Source organism: Nesterenkonia alkaliphila, from assembly GCF_009758175.1.
Lineage (GTDB): Bacteria > Actinomycetota > Actinomycetes > Actinomycetales > Micrococcaceae > Nesterenkonia > Nesterenkonia alkaliphila.
In genome coordinates this window covers 40,547-56,231 of the sequence record NZ_WRPM01000005.1, presented here as the reverse complement: position 1 = coordinate 56,231, position 15,685 = coordinate 40,547, and the positions used below count along the sequence as shown (strand labels likewise).

Annotated in this window: 15 protein-coding genes; 3 read left to right on the top strand and 12 right to left on the bottom strand. The window is 65.3% G+C overall.

Translation table 11 applies throughout. From position 1 onward, the window contains the following. Positions 1-390 precede the first annotated feature (390 nt). From ychF to ku, 10 genes are all read right to left on the bottom strand, one after another. Positions 391-1,470: a redox-regulated ATPase YchF gene (gene ychF / locus GNZ21_RS00660; protein WP_188503728.1), complete on the bottom strand. Its 1,080-nt coding sequence runs from the start codon at positions 1,468-1,470 to the stop codon at positions 391-393. A gap of 25 nt (positions 1,471-1,495) precedes the next feature. Continuing rightward, positions 1,496-1,816 (bottom strand): DUF202 domain-containing protein, encoded by a 321-nt coding sequence (locus GNZ21_RS00655; protein WP_157320407.1) that lies wholly within the window; start codon positions 1,814-1,816, stop codon positions 1,496-1,498. 19 nt (positions 1,817-1,835) lie between these two features. Further along, positions 1,836-2,219 carry a YidH family protein gene (locus tag GNZ21_RS00650; protein ID WP_157320405.1) on the bottom strand — a complete coding sequence of 128 codons (384 nt, stop codon included), beginning with the start codon at positions 2,217-2,219 and terminating at the stop codon, positions 1,836-1,838. A gap of 2 nt (positions 2,220-2,221) precedes the next feature. After that, a complete protein-coding gene (locus GNZ21_RS00645; protein ID WP_157320403.1) occupies positions 2,222-2,836 on the bottom strand; it encodes a response regulator transcription factor in 615 nt (204 codons plus the stop codon). Then, the gene (locus GNZ21_RS16130; protein WP_157320401.1) at positions 2,833-4,062 is read right to left on the bottom strand and encodes a sensor histidine kinase; all 1,230 of its coding nucleotides are present in this window, start codon (positions 4,060-4,062) and stop codon (positions 2,833-2,835) included. The genes GNZ21_RS00645 and GNZ21_RS16130 overlap by 4 nt, the downstream gene beginning before the upstream one ends. Before the next feature lie 108 nt (positions 4,063-4,170). Next, entirely contained in the window at positions 4,171-4,941 is a 771-nt protein-coding gene (locus GNZ21_RS00635) for an ABC transporter permease (RefSeq protein WP_157320399.1), read from the bottom strand. Next, the gene (locus GNZ21_RS00630; protein ID WP_157320397.1) at positions 4,938-5,933 is read right to left on the bottom strand and encodes an ABC transporter ATP-binding protein; all 996 of its coding nucleotides are present in this window, start codon (positions 5,931-5,933) and stop codon (positions 4,938-4,940) included. Before GNZ21_RS00630 ends, GNZ21_RS00635 begins: the two co-directional genes overlap by 4 nt. A gap of 110 nt (positions 5,934-6,043) precedes the next feature. Continuing rightward, positions 6,044-6,808 (bottom strand): histidine phosphatase family protein, encoded by a 765-nt coding sequence (locus GNZ21_RS00625; RefSeq protein ID WP_157320389.1) that lies wholly within the window; start codon positions 6,806-6,808, stop codon positions 6,044-6,046. Between the two features lie 69 nt (positions 6,809-6,877). Further along, a complete protein-coding gene (locus tag GNZ21_RS00620) occupies positions 6,878-7,216 on the bottom strand; it encodes a hypothetical protein (protein ID WP_157320387.1) in 339 nt (112 codons plus the stop codon). A gap of 131 nt (positions 7,217-7,347) precedes the next feature. Beyond that, positions 7,348-8,178, bottom strand: coding sequence for a non-homologous end joining protein Ku (ku, locus tag GNZ21_RS00615; protein ID WP_157320385.1), 831 nt, complete (start codon positions 8,176-8,178; stop codon positions 7,348-7,350). Between the two features lie 105 nt (positions 8,179-8,283). On the opposite strand from ku, the gene GNZ21_RS00610 reads away from it, so the two are divergent. Continuing rightward, the gene (locus tag GNZ21_RS00610) at positions 8,284-10,749 is read left to right on the top strand and encodes an ATP-dependent DNA ligase (RefSeq protein WP_157320384.1); all 2,466 of its coding nucleotides are present in this window, start codon (positions 8,284-8,286) and stop codon (positions 10,747-10,749) included. 9 nt (positions 10,750-10,758) lie between these two features. Next, the gene (locus GNZ21_RS00605) at positions 10,759-11,547 is read left to right on the top strand and encodes an alpha/beta fold hydrolase (protein ID WP_188503729.1); all 789 of its coding nucleotides are present in this window, start codon (positions 10,759-10,761) and stop codon (positions 11,545-11,547) included. 83 nt (positions 11,548-11,630) lie between these two features. Here GNZ21_RS00605 and GNZ21_RS00600 read toward each other — a convergent pair whose 3' ends face one another. Continuing rightward, positions 11,631-12,677: a PPK2 family polyphosphate kinase gene (locus tag GNZ21_RS00600; protein ID WP_157320382.1), complete on the bottom strand. Its 1,047-nt coding sequence runs from the start codon at positions 12,675-12,677 to the stop codon at positions 11,631-11,633. A gap of 110 nt (positions 12,678-12,787) precedes the next feature. Between GNZ21_RS00600 and GNZ21_RS00595 the strand changes: the two genes are divergently transcribed. Then, a complete protein-coding gene (locus GNZ21_RS00595; RefSeq protein WP_157320380.1) occupies positions 12,788-13,969 on the top strand; it encodes a DNA recombination protein RmuC in 1,182 nt (393 codons plus the stop codon). On the opposite strand, the gene GNZ21_RS00590 is transcribed toward GNZ21_RS00595, so the two are convergent. Beyond that, positions 13,959-15,653: an SLC13 family permease gene (locus tag GNZ21_RS00590; RefSeq protein ID WP_157320378.1), complete on the bottom strand. Its 1,695-nt coding sequence runs from the start codon at positions 15,651-15,653 to the stop codon at positions 13,959-13,961. The two genes, GNZ21_RS00595 and GNZ21_RS00590, sit on opposite strands and share 11 nt — an antisense overlap. Positions 15,654-15,685 lie beyond the last annotated feature (32 nt).

Below are 15,685 nucleotides of genomic sequence, written 5' to 3'. Positions count from 1 at the left end.
CTCACAGAAGATCCAAGTCCCGAGCCAGTGAGATTAGCCGACCCCAACGCACCATTCGGCCCAACGATGAAACACTTCGCGTGAAGTCTGTCGACATGACGAACGAAAACCCCGCTGCTGACCAATCTCCTCAATCCCTGTACCGACAGGTAGCCGTTCGCAACGGCGCTAGGGTCAAGCGCCGTCAACAGGACAAACGGCTGCCGCCGCTGCATAGCTGCCTCAGCCATAACGCGACAGACGTCGTACGAAAGGTAGGGGCTCGCAAAGTGGGAGGGTCCGTCAGATTCTCGTAGCGCGCTCTCGAGCCAATGGCCGATTGTCCCGCTGACTTCGCCAGGTTGCTCCATACAGGCAATCTACCTGACCGCCCACCAGCGCTGGCAGATGTTAGACCGCAAACCGGAACTCCACCACGTCTCCGTCTTTCATCACGTAGTCCTTGCCCTCCATGCGGACCTTGCCGGCGGACTTGGCCTCGTTCATCGACCCTGCGGCCACCAGTGCCTCAAAGCTGACGATCTCGGCCTTGATGAAGCCACGCTGGAAGTCGGTGTGGATCACCCCGGCAGCCTCGGGCGCCGTCGCACCCTGCGGAACTGTCCAGGCCCGGGCCTCCTTGGGCCCGGCCGTGAGATAGGTCTGCAGGCCCAAGGTCTGGAAGCCCACCCGAGCCAGCTGGTCCAGACCGGATTCCTCCAGTCCGTTGAGCTCCAGCATCTCGCGGGCCTCCTCCTCGGAGAGCTCCACCAGCTCAGACTCCATCTTGGCATCCAGGAACACCGCTTGCGCGGGGGCTACCAGAGCTGCCAGCTCTGCCTGTTTCTCCGGGGAGCCCAGTACGCCCTCGTCGGCGTTGAAGACGTAGATCTGGGGCTTTGCGGTGAGTAGGTTCAGTCCGGCCAACTGCTCCATATCCAGGGACGACGCCGCGGAGAAGACCGTATTGCCCTCCTCCAGAACCTTCTGCGCCTCAAGATAGGCATCAAGGGTGGCTTTATCCGCCTTCTTCCCAGAGACCTGCTTCGCCAACTTGGGGATTGCGTTCTCCAGGGTCTGCATATCCGCCAGGATCAGCTCAGTGTTGATGGTCTCCCGGTCAGAGGCGGGATCCACCCGGCCATCGACATGGACCACATTCTCGTCCTCGAAGACCCTGACTACCTGCGCAATCGCATGGGCTTCACGGATATTGGCCAGGAACTGGTTGCCCAGCCCCTCCCCCTCCGAGGCCCCCTTAACGATCCCGGCGATGTCCACAAAGGAGACTGTGGCCGGGAGAATCTTTGCCGAACCGAAGATCTCTGCCAGCTTGTCCAGCCGCTCGTCGGGGAGATTGACCACCCCCACGTTGGGCTCAATGGTGGCGAACGGGTAGTTCGCCGCCAGGATCGTCTGCCGGGTCAGTGCGTTGAAGAGGGTCGACTTGCCCACATTGGGCAGCCCCACGATTCCAATAGTCAGTGCCACGGGAGTACAGCCTACCGCGCGGAGACTACGTCACTGAAAGTAACACCAACGCGGCGACGCCGAGGCCCGCCACTGCCGCGGCCAGTGCGGCCACACTGCCCACCGCCGGCCGATAGCGCTCCTGGGCGATTCCCTGCACCGCGCTGTTCAGGCGCCGCCGGTGAGTCACGGTGATGCCCCCGGCTGTCACCAGCGCAGCCACAAACAGGATCAGCACCGCGGCCCCATGGTGGGGCGCCCAACGGATTGTGAAGCCCGCCACGACCACCAGCAGCAGGGAGGTCCGAGTCCAGGACAGCAGAGTCCGCTCCGGCTGAACTCCGGGATCCTGATGCGTAACGGTCACACTGCCCACCAGCCAGTGCCTATCCCTGCACGATGGCGATGATCAGCACCACCGAGATTATTGCGGCCCCCAGGCCGAGCATCGGGGCGATCAGCGGCAGCGGAAGCGGCCGGGAGTGCCGCAGACTGCGCTCGATCCGCAACCACCGGACAAAGGCCCCGGCGGCTAAAAGGGTACCCAGCACCAGCAGCACTACCGCCAGCAGGGTCCGCACAAAGGGCTCGAATATCTGCTGAGTCAGCGCCTCCACCGCCACCCCGCCGGCCAGCAGCGCCAGCGAGGTGCGGATCCAGGACAGGAAAGTGCGTTCATTGGCCAAGGTAAAGCGGGGATCCGGCTCGGTGCCTCCGCCGAGTACCCGCGCACGCCAGCCCCGGGGCGGGCCGCCATCCTGAGAGATCATTCCTATATCCAACCACGGGAGGCGGCCTGCCGGGCGGCGTCGTGCCTGTTCTCGGCGCCGGTTTTGCCGATCGCTGCGGAGAGGTGGTTGCGCACGGTACCGGCCGAGAGATGCAGCTCCGCGGCGATCTGTTTGATGGAACCACCCTCAGCTGCAGCTCGCAGCACCTGCTGCTCTCGCTCGGTGAGCGGATTGAGCCCGGAGGCCAGCGAATCGGCCGCCAGGGCAGGGTCTACCACTCGCTGACCCTGCGCGACTCTGCGCACCATAGCGGCGAGCTGCTCGGCCGGGGTGTCCTTGACCACGAACCCGGCGGCACCGGCGTCCATGGCTCGGCGCAGATACCCGGGCCGGCCGAAGGTGGTGACGATCAGACAGCGAGTGGAGAGCCTGGCCTCCACTGCCTGCCGGACAGCCTCGATCCCGTCCATTCCGGGCATCTCAATGTCTATCAGGGCCACATCGGGACTGTGCTGCCGCAGCGCCTTCACAATCTCATCTCCCCTGCCCACCTGGGCCACCACCTCGATATCCGGCTCGAGGCTCAGCAGCGCTGATAGGCCGCCGCGGACCAGGTCCTGGTCATCGGCCAGCAGCAGGCGGATGGGTCTGCTCATGGCAGGCGCACCTCGATCTGTGTGCCGGGCCGCTCAGGACTAGTGCCCTCCAGCTCGGGATAGGCGCGGCCAACGACGACGCCGGCACCAGCAGTCTTTGCCCGCTCGCGGAGCCCGCGCAGCCCGTTGCCCTCACGGCTGCTACCCACCCCCACCCCGTCATCAGCCACCCTCAGCAGCTGTGGGGTCAGGACGATCTCACACCGGGAGGCCTGCGAGTGCCGGACCACATTGGTCACCGCCTCCCGCAGCGCCCAGGCCAGCACGGGTGAGTCCGCAGCGTCCTCGGAAGCCTGGAGCACCGGGGTGATTCCCGCCGATTCCAGGGTGTCCCGGGCGACGTCGAGCTCCATGGGCAGATGCGGGGACTTCAGCCTGGTGACTGTGGAGCGCACTTCGCCCAGCGCCTGGCGGGAGATCTGCTCGATCTCCGCCAGCTCTGCCCGGGCCTTGTCCTGGTCCGCATCGATCAGACGGCGTGCCAGCTGCGCTTTGACGGTCAGCACGGTCAGGGAATGCCCCAGGACATCGTGGACGTCCCGGGCTATCCGGTCCCGCTCCTCAGCGTGGCGCAGCGATTCCGCCTGCTCCCGGTCACGTTCGTCGTAGTACTCGGTGATCCGGAAGATGATGACGAACAGCATCCCGATCCCGGGCCCGCCAATGATCCAGAACACCGGCTCGGCGGCGAGCAGGTAACCCGTGACCGTGGGAGCAGCCCAGATGAGCACACCGATGGGGATTCCCACCAGCGGCGGGCGGGTGTAGATCACCAGCGCGGCAATAAAGGTGGTGAACGCGCCGAACCAGGGACCAATACCGGGGATGCTTAACGCTGCAATCACTCCAAGCGCGGAACAGGCCAGAAACAGCCGCCTGGTGGCGATCTGCTCGGGGCAGGAGAAGAAGTGCCAGGCAAACCAGAGGTAGACCACCCCAAAGGCCAGCGTGGCGGCCACCGCGATGATCCGCCAGTGTGTCTCCGCAGTGGAGAACCAAGCGGCGACCAGCGGCACCGCGAGGAACAAGACCCAGATGCCCGCGTAGAGGAACCCAGCCACATGCTGCGGGCGCGGCTGCTCCGGCCTGCCCCGCACCGTGCTCGGCACTGTGTTCGGAACCGTGCCCAGCCCAGTGTGAGCAGCTGTGCCCAGTACCGTGTCCGGTGCCGCGTTCGGTGCAGTGCCGCTCCGGGGCACAGAGGTCGGCGGCGGCGTCGTACTCACAGTTCTCATCATGTCACCCCTTGGTGCTCCTCCGCGGTATGTTCGGCCTTCCACTGCCGATAGCACTATGGAACTCTGCACGGGCTGTGGACATCTGCCCCCGGGCTGTCAGCGGCGGGCCGTGGCCCGTCCCCGCAGCAGATAGCAGCCGGCGGCGAAGACCGCGGACCAGACCAGGATGTTCAGCAGGATCATCCACAGCGGGTCGGTGCCGATAGTGCCCTCCCCAGTGGTCAGAAGATCACCTTCAGTGATGGGGTAACGGGCCAGAGCGGTGACCCCATACATGGGGGTGAACCGGCCGATCTCCAGCAGGATGCCCTCCAGTGGGAAGAAGTTGTTGCCCATGAAGCCCAGGATCACCAGGACCCCCGAGGCTGCGCCCACGGCGGCATCGGAACGGAAGGCCAATCCTGCCAGCAGCCCGTAGAGCGCAAAGGGCAGTGAGGCCACCACGGTCAGGGTTGCAGTGGCGAACCAGCGCCCGGTGTCCATCTCGGTGACGGTGAACAGTCCCACCAGGTTGATCACCACTACCGGCAGTATCGCCATGGCCAGCGCGATGATTGATTTTGCCATGATGAACACTGAGTGCGGCATCGCGGTAAGCGCCAGTTGCCGACCCCAGCCTTGCTGCAGCTCTACGGCAGCGGCCCCAGCCAGGGAGGTGGTGGCGGTGGCCGCCCCATAGACGGCGATGCCCACCAGGGTGTATGCGCTGACATTGCCGTGGCCGGTGGGCAGCGGAAACTCGTTCCAGTCGGTGCTGACCCCGAAGATCAGGAACAGCACACCCGGCAGCACAATGATGAAGAAGCTGTTGGCGAAGTTCCGCAGGTTCCGCCAGAAGTCCATCAGGATATATGTGGTCAGGCTCATCGGGTGACCCCCTCAGTCTCAGCGGTGGCCGCGCCACGATCTGCAGTTGCCGCATGTGAGGTCAGCTGCATGAATGCCTCCTCCAGGCTGGCCGGGCGCACGGTGATCCCGTGAGCCTCAGTCTGGGTCAGCAGGTGCCGGGCCAGCGCATCGGCGTCATCGGTGCGGAACGTGATGGTGGAGCCGCGCACCTCGTGATCGATCACATGGGGCAGCTGGTTGATTTCAGCCGAGCACGCCGCCCAGGTCACGGTCACGTGGGCCGCCCCAGCCTGCTGCCGCACCTGCTCAGTGGGGCCGTCGGCGATCACCGAGCCGCTGTGCATCAGCACAGTGCGGCGGGCGAACTGCTCTGCCTCCTCCAGGTAGTGGGTGGCGAACAGGATGGTGGTGCCGGTGGCTGCGGTCTCGGCCATCCGGTCCCAGAACTCGTGCCGGGCTGCCACATCCATCCCGGCAGTGGGCTCGTCCAGAATGATGATCTCTGGTTTGGGCAGCATGGCCAGGGCAAACCGGAGGCGCTGCTGCTGGCCACCGGAACACTTGCCCACCGTCCGCGAGGCAATCCCGGTGATCCCGGCGGTCTCCATGACCTCCGCCACCGGCAGGTGATCCTTGTGCAGGGCGGCGATGATCTGCACGGTCTCTTTCACCGTGAGGTCCGGCAGCAGCCCCCCGGTCTGCAGCAGGGCGCCGACTCTTCCACCCTGTGCGGCTCTCTTGGGAGTGGTGCCGAATACCTCGATGCTTCCGGACTCGGGGTGGTTCAGTCCCAGGATCATGTCGATCAGCGTGGTCTTACCGGCTCCGTTGGGCCCCAGGATGGCGGTGACTTCGCCCCGGTCGAAGCTCAGGCTCACCCCGTCAACAGCGCGGATCCGGCCGCCCTCACCATCGGGGAAGCTGCGGACCACGTCACGGACGGTGATCGCCGGCGCATTGACACCATCCGGCTCACGCTGTGTGTTGATATCCGTTCTCTGTGTCTTCATTCCTCCAGCATCCCGGCTGGCGGCAGTGCAGACCTAGAGCAGGTGTCACGAATCAGCTATGACATTTGTCAGTGCTGGTCCCGGCGGGTTCCGGCGGGAACATGTCCTGTTCAGCCGATGGCCACGGACTCAGTGGCCGGGTGGAGTAGTTCGGGTGAGAGGTTGAGCAGACGCAGCCGTGCGCTGGACTGGATCTGTTCATCGCTCAGCGCAGCGATCTGCCGGGATTCTGCAGCACTGTCGGTATCAGCGTCCAGTCCGGCCCGGGGCAGGGTGGATGAGACCGGGCCGGGCACCAGCGGGATCTCCACAATAGTGGTGGAGCAGTTGGTCAGCGGAACCCACCGGCGCCTATCCACCAGACCCAGGGATTCCAGCAGCAGCCGCAGCGAGGTGCCGTGGGAGACGATAACGGTGGTGCGCACATCGAATCCCAGATCGGCGGAGGGTGTGGGCTCGGCCTGGGCCGTGGCCCGCACGATCTCGAAGAAGGCCCGGCGCATCCGCTCGGTGACCTCCGCATTGGTCTCCGCCCCGGCGGGCCGGAATGTTCCGGCGCGCATCTGGGCGAACTCCTCGGGGTATTTGTCCACCAGCTGGGCGCCGTACTCGCCTTCCCATTCGCCGAAGCCGATCTCGCACAGCTCATCCCATGCGGTGGGTTCGAACCCTAGGCCGAACTGCTCAAAGGTCTGCTGGGTGCGTATCAGGGTGGAGACATGCGCCTGCTGCGGATGTTGGGCGCGGATCAGGCCGCCAGCGATGCGGGCCTGTTGAACTCCTGCCTCGGAGAGTGGAATATCTGTGCGGCCCTGCATTCGTCCGGCAGCATTCCACGGTGTCTGCCCGTGCCGGACCAGAAGTGCTCGGATCATTCCGTTCCCCCCTTGATGTCTGTGCGGCGCTCCGCCCCACCACCCTATGCCATCGGGGAATCAGCAGAGTCAGGAATCATCTACCGCAGTGCCGGCCAGCTGGTCGAAGACCTCCTCGAGCAGCTCGGCGAACTGAGCAGCCGGGTCCGCATCAGCACCTGAGTCGTGGTCGGACTCGGATTCCTCCGCATCCCTGCCCTCTTCGGGCCCGTTGTGGGCATCGAGTCCTGCGTCCTCCGCTGCCTCCTGCTGCGCGGCCGCCTCCTCCATCAGCTCCCGCTCCACCTCAGCAGGATGGTGGGTCTCTACCTGTGGCTCATCGCTGCCGCAGGCCGCCAGCAGGCCCAGCAGGGAGGCGCTGCTGAAGACCGCCAGGGACCTCCTATGGGTGTCCCAGGTGGTGCTCATGTACGTTCTCCGTTCGGTCTGCATGTCCGAGATTCTGTGATGACGATAGGCCAGCACACTACATAAGTTCGGGACTGCCGCTGAAAGCTCTCTGTAAAGAGACAATGCTGAACCCGGCCGGGCCCCTTGTTTCATGCAGACTTGCGCTGGGTATCCTTTGAGGAGCCGGACTTCTTGGACTTCTTCCGCCGCTGGTCCACAGACTTCTTCAGGGCCTCCATGAGATCCACCACATTGCCCTGATCCGCATCGTCATCGGTCTCGCCGAAGGTAGCCTCGGTGTCGATCTCCTCGCCGTTCTCCAGCTTCTCCTCGATGAGGGTCTGCAGCTGCTCCTGGTACTCGTCGCTGAACCGCTCCGGCTCGAAGTCTTCACTGTAGGACTCCACCAGGCTGGCTGCCATCTCCTGCTCCTTCTTGGAGACCCGCGAGTTGGGGATATCGAACTCCGGCTCACGCAGCTCATCCGCCCAGCGCAGGCCCTGCAGCACGATGACGTCCTCGCGGACCCGCAGCACGCCCAACCGGGTCTTTGAGCGCAGGGTGAAGGTGACGATGGCCACTCGCTCGGCCTCCTCCAGGGTGCGGCGCAGCAGCACATAGGACTTTGCGGACTTGCTGGCCGGCTCCAAGTAGTAAGACTTCTCCAGCACCATGGCGTCGATCTGGTCCGAGGGCACAAACTGCTCCACGGCGATCTCCTTGGACTCATCTGCCGGGAGGTCCTTCAACTCTTCCTTGGTGATGATCACCGAGGATTCGCCGTCCTCGTATGCGCGGTCGATGTTCTTATAGTCAATGACCTTGTCGCAGACCTCACAGCGGCGCTGGTAGCGGATGCGCCCGCCGTCGGCATCGTGGACCTGGTGCAGGCTCACATCATGGCTTGCAGTGGCCGAGTAGAGCTTCACCGGAACGGAGACCAACCCGAAGCTGACCTCCCCGGACCAGATGGCGCGCATTATTCCCTCCTGTGGAGCCTGCTGTCAGGGCAGTTCAAGGTCAGCATTCCATACTGACCTGCAGGTTCGGCGAAAACACGGTGAACATGGCCTTGGAGGGTGGCAATGGCGCGCAGCCAGCAGACGGTGACCGTAGGTGGCCGGCGGTTGAAGCTGACCAATCTGGACAAGGTCCTCTTCCCGGAAACCGGCACCACCAAGGCCGAGGTGATCGAGTATCTGCAGACCGTGGCACCGGCGATGCTGCCCCATCTGCGCGGCAGACCGGTGACCCGCAAGCGCTGGCCGGACGGCCCGGGCACCACGGATGAGCCCAAGGATGCGTTCTTCCGAAAGAACCTCGAGGACTCCGCCCCGGACTGGGTACCCCGGCTGGGGATGCAGCACTCCGACCATGTGAACATTTACCCGCTGGCCGACAGCGAGGCGGTGCTGGCCTGGTTCGGCCAGGTCGCGGCACTGGAGCTGCACGTGCCGCAGTGGAGGTTCGCCGGCGGCGTCGCCCCCTTCCTGCCTGCCCAGAGCAAGGGTGAACCCCCGGTTGTCGAGCAGCAGAATCCTGACCGGCTGGTGCTGGACCTGGATCCCGGGCCGGGCACCGGGCTGACTGACTGCGCGCAGGTGGCCCGCTGGTGCCGGGAGGTCCTCGACGATATGGGCCTGCCCAGCATTCCGGTGACCTCCGGATCCAAGGGAATCCACCTCTATGCCGCATTGGACGGCAGCTACAGCTCGGAGCAGGTCTCCCAGGTGGCCAAGGAGCTGGCCCGCTCCCTGGAGGAGGACCACCCCCAGCAGGTGGTGAGCCGGATGAAGAAGACGGCCCGGAAGGGCAAGGTGTTCATCGACTGGTCCCAGAACAATGCCAATAAGACCACAGTGGCACCGTATTCACTGCGCGGGCGCCCGCAGCCCTGGATCGCCGCCCCGCGCACCTGGGAGGAGCTGGCGGATCCGGAGCTTGCTCAGCTGAGCTTCCGTGAGGTGATGGACCGCCTGGACAGCGATATCGATCCGCTGAAGAATTTCGGAACCAACGACGACGCCGCCCCCTCCCCCAGTGCCGATGCGCTCACCCGGTACCGCTCCATGCGTGATGCTGCCAAGACGCCGGAACCGGTTCCCGCCGCCGCCCCGACGGCACGGGAGGAGGTGCCGATCTTTGTGATCCAGGAGCATCATGCCTCCCGCCTGCACTATGACACCCGTCTCGAGCGCGACGGGGTGCTGGTCTCCTGGGCGGTGCCGAAGGGCCCTCCGCTGCGGCAGGGCGCACAGCGGCTGGCGGTGCAGACCGAGGACCACCCGGTGGAGTATGCCGAATTCGAAGGCAGCATCCCCAAGGGCGAGTACGGTGCAGGTGAGGTGAGCATCTGGGACCACGGCACCGCCGAGATTGAGAAGTGGGAGCAGGGCAAGGTGGTTTGCGTGCTGCACGGCCAGCCAGAGGGCGGGCTGGGCGGCAAACCCCGGCGCTATGCCCTAGTGCAGACCGACGATCAGGGTAAGGACTGGCTGATCCGACTGACCAAGGATCAGCCCCGCGCTGCGAAGAACTCCGCGCCCAAGAAGAACTCCGCGCCCAAGCCGGCAGGAACGCAGAAGACGAGCCCCGAACCGGCCCCGCTGCCCGATCCCCTGCCTGCGCCGATGCTGGCGACCCTGGGTCAGGAGAAGGACATTCGGGGAAAGGGCTGGGTGTTCGAGGCCAAATGGGACGGCTACCGGATGATCTCCGCAGTCCATGCCCAGAACCGGGTGGAGCTGCGCAGCCGCAACGGCAAAGACTATACGGGGGTCTTTCACGAGTTGGCCGAACTGGCCCAGCTGGCACCTGAGGGCACGGTGCTGGACGGTGAGGTGGTGGCGCTGAACGCTGCGCACCGGCCCGATTTCGGCCGCCTCCAGCAGCGCGGCCGGCTGACCAAGAAGCGGGAGGCCGAACGCGCCGCGGAGCGCAGCCCGGTGCACTATATGGTCTTCGATGTGCTGCACACTGCCGAGCATGGGGACCTGACCGAGCTGCCCTACCGCAAACGGCGGGAGATTCTCTCCGATCTGCTCGGCTCGGGCACCCGGGTGCAGGTGCCCGATGACCTGGGTCAGAAGCTGGAGCACGCTCTGGAGGTCAGCGAAGAGCTAAAGCTCGAGGGCATCATCGCTAAACGCGCAGAGAGCCCATACCGGCCTCAGCGGCGCTCGGATGACTGGATCAAGATCAAACATGATCACCACGCCGATGTGGTCATCATCGGATATCGCCGGGGCAAAGGCAGCCGCGCCGGCACCTTCGGCTCACTGCTGCTGGGCATCACCCCGCAGGACGGTGAGCTCAGCTATGCGGGCCGGGTGGGCACCGGCTTCTCGGAGGCGGATCTGACCGAACTGCGCAGGCAGTTGGACACCATCACCCGCAAGACTCCCCCGGTGGATGATGTCCCGGATGGGGATGCCTCCGATGCGGTCTGGGTGACTCCGAAGCTTCAGGCAGAGGTGCGGCACGCCGGCATCACCCGGGATCACCGGCTGCGCCAGCCCAGCTGGCGCCGGCTCCTTGAGCCTGACCGGTAGGCTGGCGGGGTGAGCTTCTCCATCCATACCCAGACCGTAGGTGAGGCCGGCGGCGTCGTCGTCTTCCTGCCGGGCCTGTTCGGGCAGGGCAGGAACTTCTCTCAGATCGCCAAGGGGCTGGAGCCTGAGTTCAGCTCCGTGCTGGTAGACCTGCCCAATCACGGTGCCTCGGACTGGACCTCATCGTTCAGCTATCCCGAGATGGCCGATCTGGTGGCCGAGCACCTGCGCACCACCGTGGCGGCTGATGGTCCGGTCCACCTGGTAGGCCACTCGATGGGCGGGAAGGTGGCCATGGTGCTGACCCTGCGCCATCCGGAGCTGGTGCAGCGGCTGGTGGTGGCCGATATCTCCCCGACCCAGCGGGCCGATATGGGCGAGTTCGAGCACCTGCTGGACGCTCTGCTGGGACTAGACCTCGAGCAGCTCAGCTCACGCGGGGAGGCAGACGAGCAGCTGCAGGGCCCGATCCCCGAGGACATGGTGCGCGGCTTCCTGCTGCAGTCGTTGGTGCGCAGCGGCGATGAGTTCCTGTGGCGGCCCAATCTGCGTCTGCTGCGCGACTCCCTTCCGGAGATCGGGGACTTTCCCGATATCAGTGAGGAGGCCGCCGTGGAGATACCGGTGCTGTGGATCGCCGGTGCTGACTCCGACTACATCACTGAAGCGGACGCGCCGGCGATGCGCCGGCTGTTCCCCCGGGCCCGGCTGATCCGGATCAAGGACGCCGGGCACTGGGTGCACTCCGAACAGCCCCAGGTCTTCACCTCAGTGCTGAAGACCTTCCTCAGCTCCTAGCGGCACCACCGCACGTGCCCGCTGCGCTGTGCCGGACTGGGCAGCCCGGAAGCAGCCACGAGCGACTCTGAGACCTGAGCCGGTCAGGAGGCGAGCAGGCGGCGTCGTTCCCTCGCTACGTCATAGTCGGCCGCCGGCCAGCGCAGGTTCAGATCGGCCAGCGCGGTGATCAGCAGCTCCTGCACCGCCAGCCGGGAGTACCATTTGCGGTCAGCAGCGATCACATGCCAGGGCGCATAATCAGCATCTGTGGCCTCCAGCAGTCCGGAATAGACCGTCTGGAAGCTGCCGAACTCGGCACGGGCATCAGCATCAGAGGGATCGTACTTCCAGTGCTTATGCTCACGGTCCAGGCGGGCGACCAGGCGTTTCAGCTGCTCCTTGGGCGAGATGTGCAGCATCACTTTGACGATCACAAACCCGCGGCGGACCAACTCCCGCTCAAAGAGCTGCAGGGCCTCCACCCGGCCGGTCAACTCATCCTCATCATGAGTTCCGGTGACGGTGGGCACCAGCACATCCTCGTAGTGCGAGCGGTCAAAGACCCCCACATGCCCGGGGGTGGGAAGCCTGCTGATCACCCGCTCCAGATAGTGCTGGCGCAGTTCCTCCGCGGTGGGTTTGCCGAAGGCCGCCACCTCCACGCCCAGCGGATCCATGGCCCCCACCACAGACTTCACCATGCCGCCCTTGCCGGAGGTATCCATTCCCTGCAGCACCAGCAGCACCCGCGGTCCCGGCTCCAACCCGGCCAGCCGCTTCTCCACCCGGGACCCGAAAAGCTTCCTGCGGCGGGCGTCTTCCTCAGCATCCCGCTGCGGAGCCCGGGCCGCCAGCGCCTTCAGCACCGCGTTGCGCTCCTCCGCGGGGGCGGCGGCAACATGGGCCCAGAGCAGCTCCTGCAGCTCCGCCAGCACCTCGGCTCGCCGGGCCAAGGCCTTCTGGCCGGCCTTCTTGCTTCCTGAGAAGCCGGTGCTGCCCCGGGTGGGCACCTCGGTCAGGTCCAGTGGAGAACTGTACTGATTCACCCGCCAGAGGCTGCTGGGGTCCCCCTCGAAAGGCGCGCCCTCATTGGCTGGGCCGGGCACTCCGGTGAGCTTCACCCTCAGTGGCTGCTGCGCTGTGCTCATCGTCATGAACTCCTTATGTCTAGCTATCCGGGTAGGAAACCTTCCCTCCATCCAACCAGACGCACTTCAGGTCCCGGAGCATCTCCGGGGGTGGTGGCACAGTGGTGGGTATGGAATGGACACAGATTCTGCTCGGCGTCTTCGCCGGCCTGCTGCTGGGTGCCCTGGCTGCCTGGGCGCTGCTGAGAAAGTACGACGCCGCCGGCTCAAGCACACTGCGCACTCAGCTGACAGAGTGCCAGGAGCGTGAGGGGCAGCTGAACAGTGAGCTGGCCCAGGCCCAGCAGCAGCTGGCTGCTGCCCGGGGACGGCTGGAGGAGATCGAACGCCGGCGCACTGAGGAGGCGGAGTCGGCTGCCGAGCGGGAGTCATTGGTGGAGATGCTGCACCCGGTGCGGCAGGGGGTCACCGAGCTGCAGCGCAGGATTCAGGAGCTGGAGCTGGAGCGCTCGGCCCAGCACTCCAAACTCAGTCAGCAGCTGGCCGCGGCCGCAGCCACTGATGCCCGGATCATTGAGTCCACCCAGGCGCTGCTGGGCTCTCTGCACTCCACCTCTGCCCGCGGGCACTGGGGTGAGGTGCAGCTGCGCCGGGTGGTGGAGGCTGCCGGGATGCGACCCCATGTGGACTTCACAGAGCAGCACTCCGGTCTCGGAGCCGAAGGGGAGACTTTGCGCCCGGATATGGTGGTGCACTTGCCCGGGGGCCGGCAGCTGGTTCTGGACGCCAAGGCCCCGCTTCATCCTGATGATTCAATGCTGCAGGCCCGCGCCCTGCGCGCCCGGGTGGATGAGCTGGCCAAGAAACGGTACTGGCAGGCTGTGGAGCTCTCCCCGGATGTGGTGTTCTGCTTTGTGCCGGCTGAGTCGCTGCTCTCTGCCGCCCTGGAGGCTGATCCGGCCCTGCTGGATTGGGCCTTGAGCAGGGGCGTTACCCTGGTCTCCCCCGGTTCGCTGCTGGCAGCGCTGAAGGCGGTGGAGACTGCCTGGCGGCAGGAGCATTTGGCAGCCAATATCAAAGCGGTGGTGGATCATTCCCGGGAGCTCTACCGGCGGCTGGCCTCGATGAGTGGGCATCTCTCGGAGACCGGTCAGCGACTGACCCAGGCAGTGGCTGCCTACAACAAGCTGATCGGCAGTATCGAGCGCCGGGTGCTGCCCCAGGCTGAGGCGCTGGGCCGGCTGGAGGTCGGCGAACCGGAACGCGAGGCACTGGAGGATCTGGGTGAGTCGCTGCGGGCCGAGCAGATCAGCGCTGAGGCTAATCCGCTCGGCCCTCGCCTCACAGACTGAGGCCGAAGACCCACAGCAGCAGGGTCATGCTCGCAATGGTGATCACAATGACCCCGGCGATGTTCAGCCAGAGCCCGCCCTTGATCATCTGACCGATGGTCACATATCCCGAGCCGTAGGCGATGGCGTTGGGCGGGGTGGCAACCGGCAGCATGAAAGCGCAGGTGGCTGCCAGTGCCACCGGCGCGGCGAGCACCAGGGGGTCGACTCCGGTGCCCATGGCCACACCGGCTGCAACTGGCACAAAGATGGTCGCAGTGGCGGTGTTGGAGGTCATCTCGGTGAGGATCAGCACGCCGAGGGCGGCCACGGCCACCAGCACCCACACCGGGATGCCGTCCAGGGCCTCCATCTGCTCACCCAGCCAGGCTGAGAGGCCCGAGGCCCCGAACTGGCCGGAGAGGGCCAGGCCACCGCCGAAGAGCAACAGGATGCCCCAGGGCAGTTTGACCGCGGACTCCCAGTCCAGCAGACGCACCCCCTTCTTCGCCTCACCCCCAGCCGGCAGCAGAAACAGCAGGGCCGCGATGGACATGGCGATACCGGCGTCATCGATGAACGGCTCCGCGTCCTCGGAGAGCACCCCGAACTCTGCCAGCAGATCGGTGCCCAGCGGGATGAACACCCAGGCGCAGGCGGCCAGCACAAAGATCAGCAGCACACGCAGTTCGCCCTGGCTCATCCGGCCCAGCTTCTCCAACTCTCCCTTGATCAGCTCGGCCCCGCCGGGAATGTTGTCGATCTCAGGGCGGAAGACCACCTTGGTGAGCAGGAACCAGGTGAGGATCATCATGATGATCGAGATCGGCACACCCACCAACATCCACTGGCCGAAGTTGATGTGGACGTCGTGCTCACTGCCCATGTAGCCGATCAGGAAGGTATTCGGCGGGGTGCCGATGATGGTGCCCAGTGAGCCGATGGAGGCGGCATAGGCGATGCCGAGCATCAGCGCGGTGCCGAAGTTGGACTTGATCGCCTCCTTCTTGCCCTCCTCCTGCTCCTCCTCAGTCTCGGGCTCGGCCGAGGCGGGGTCCTCTCCAGCCAAGATCTTGCGCACCAGCATCAGCACCGAGAGTCCGATGGGCAGCATCATCACTGCGGTAGCAGTATTGGAGACCCACATGGACAGGAATCCGGTGGCGATCATGAATCCGCCGATCAGCGCTGCGGGCTTGGAGCCCATCAGCCGCAGCGTCAGCAGCGCGATGCGCCGGTGGAGGTTCCAGCGCTGCATCGCCAAGGCCAGCATGAACCCGCCCATGAAGATGAAGATGATGTTGTTGCCGTAGGAGGCACCGATGTCATCGACGCTGACGCCGCCGGCTGGTTCATCCCCGGAGCCGTATTCCCCCTCCGGGACAAGTACCGGGAAGATGATCAGCGGCAGCAGGGCTGTGGCCGGGATGGGAATCGCCTCGGTCATCCACCACACAGCCATCAGGACCGCGGTGGCCGCGGTGAGCCGGAGCCAGACCTCCAGGTCCCCCGGCATCACCACATAGACCAGCAGGGCGGCGGCCAGACCGCCGAAGAGCCCGATCAGGCGGCGCATCAGAGTGGGCTTATCGAACCCCGCCGCCAGGTGTCCGGCGGAGAGGCCCGACTCTTCACGCTTGGACTGTTCCTTGGGATCGTACTGCTGTAGGTGTGCCCCTTCTACCTTGGACCGGGGAGGTGTCATCGGACGTACTCCTCTACGTTATGGTGTGTATC

Bases quoted from the DNA above. Each gene is read 5' to 3' on its own strand.
- GNZ21_RS00625 (WP_157320389.1), bottom strand. From the start codon at position 6,808: ATGATCCGAGCACTTCTGGTCCGGCACGGGCAGACACCGTGGAATGCT.
- GNZ21_RS00650 (WP_157320405.1), bottom strand. From the start codon at position 2,219: ATGATCTCTCAGGATGGCGGCCCGCCCCGGGGCTGGCGTGCGCGGGTA.
- GNZ21_RS00620 (WP_157320387.1), bottom strand. From the start codon at position 7,216: ATGAGCACCACCTGGGACACCCATAGGAGGTCCCTGGCGGTCTTCAGC.
- GNZ21_RS00600 (WP_157320382.1), bottom strand. From the start codon at position 12,677: ATGAGCACAGCGCAGCAGCCACTGAGGGTGAAGCTCACCGGAGTGCCC.
- GNZ21_RS00595 (WP_157320380.1), top strand. From the start codon at position 12,788: ATGGAATGGACACAGATTCTGCTCGGCGTCTTCGCCGGCCTGCTGCTG.
- GNZ21_RS00645 (WP_157320403.1), bottom strand. From the start codon at position 2,836: ATGAGCAGACCCATCCGCCTGCTGCTGGCCGATGACCAGGACCTGGTC.
- ku (WP_157320385.1), bottom strand. From the start codon at position 8,178: ATGCGCGCCATCTGGTCCGGGGAGGTCAGCTTCGGGTTGGTCTCCGTT.
- GNZ21_RS00610 (WP_157320384.1), top strand. From the start codon at position 8,284: ATGGCGCGCAGCCAGCAGACGGTGACCGTAGGTGGCCGGCGGTTGAAG.
- GNZ21_RS00590 (WP_157320378.1), bottom strand. From the start codon at position 15,653: ATGACACCTCCCCGGTCCAAGGTAGAAGGGGCACACCTACAGCAGTAC.
- GNZ21_RS00630 (WP_157320397.1), bottom strand. From the start codon at position 5,933: ATGAAGACACAGAGAACGGATATCAACACACAGCGTGAGCCGGATGGT.
- GNZ21_RS00635 (WP_157320399.1), bottom strand. From the start codon at position 4,941: ATGAGCCTGACCACATATATCCTGATGGACTTCTGGCGGAACCTGCGG.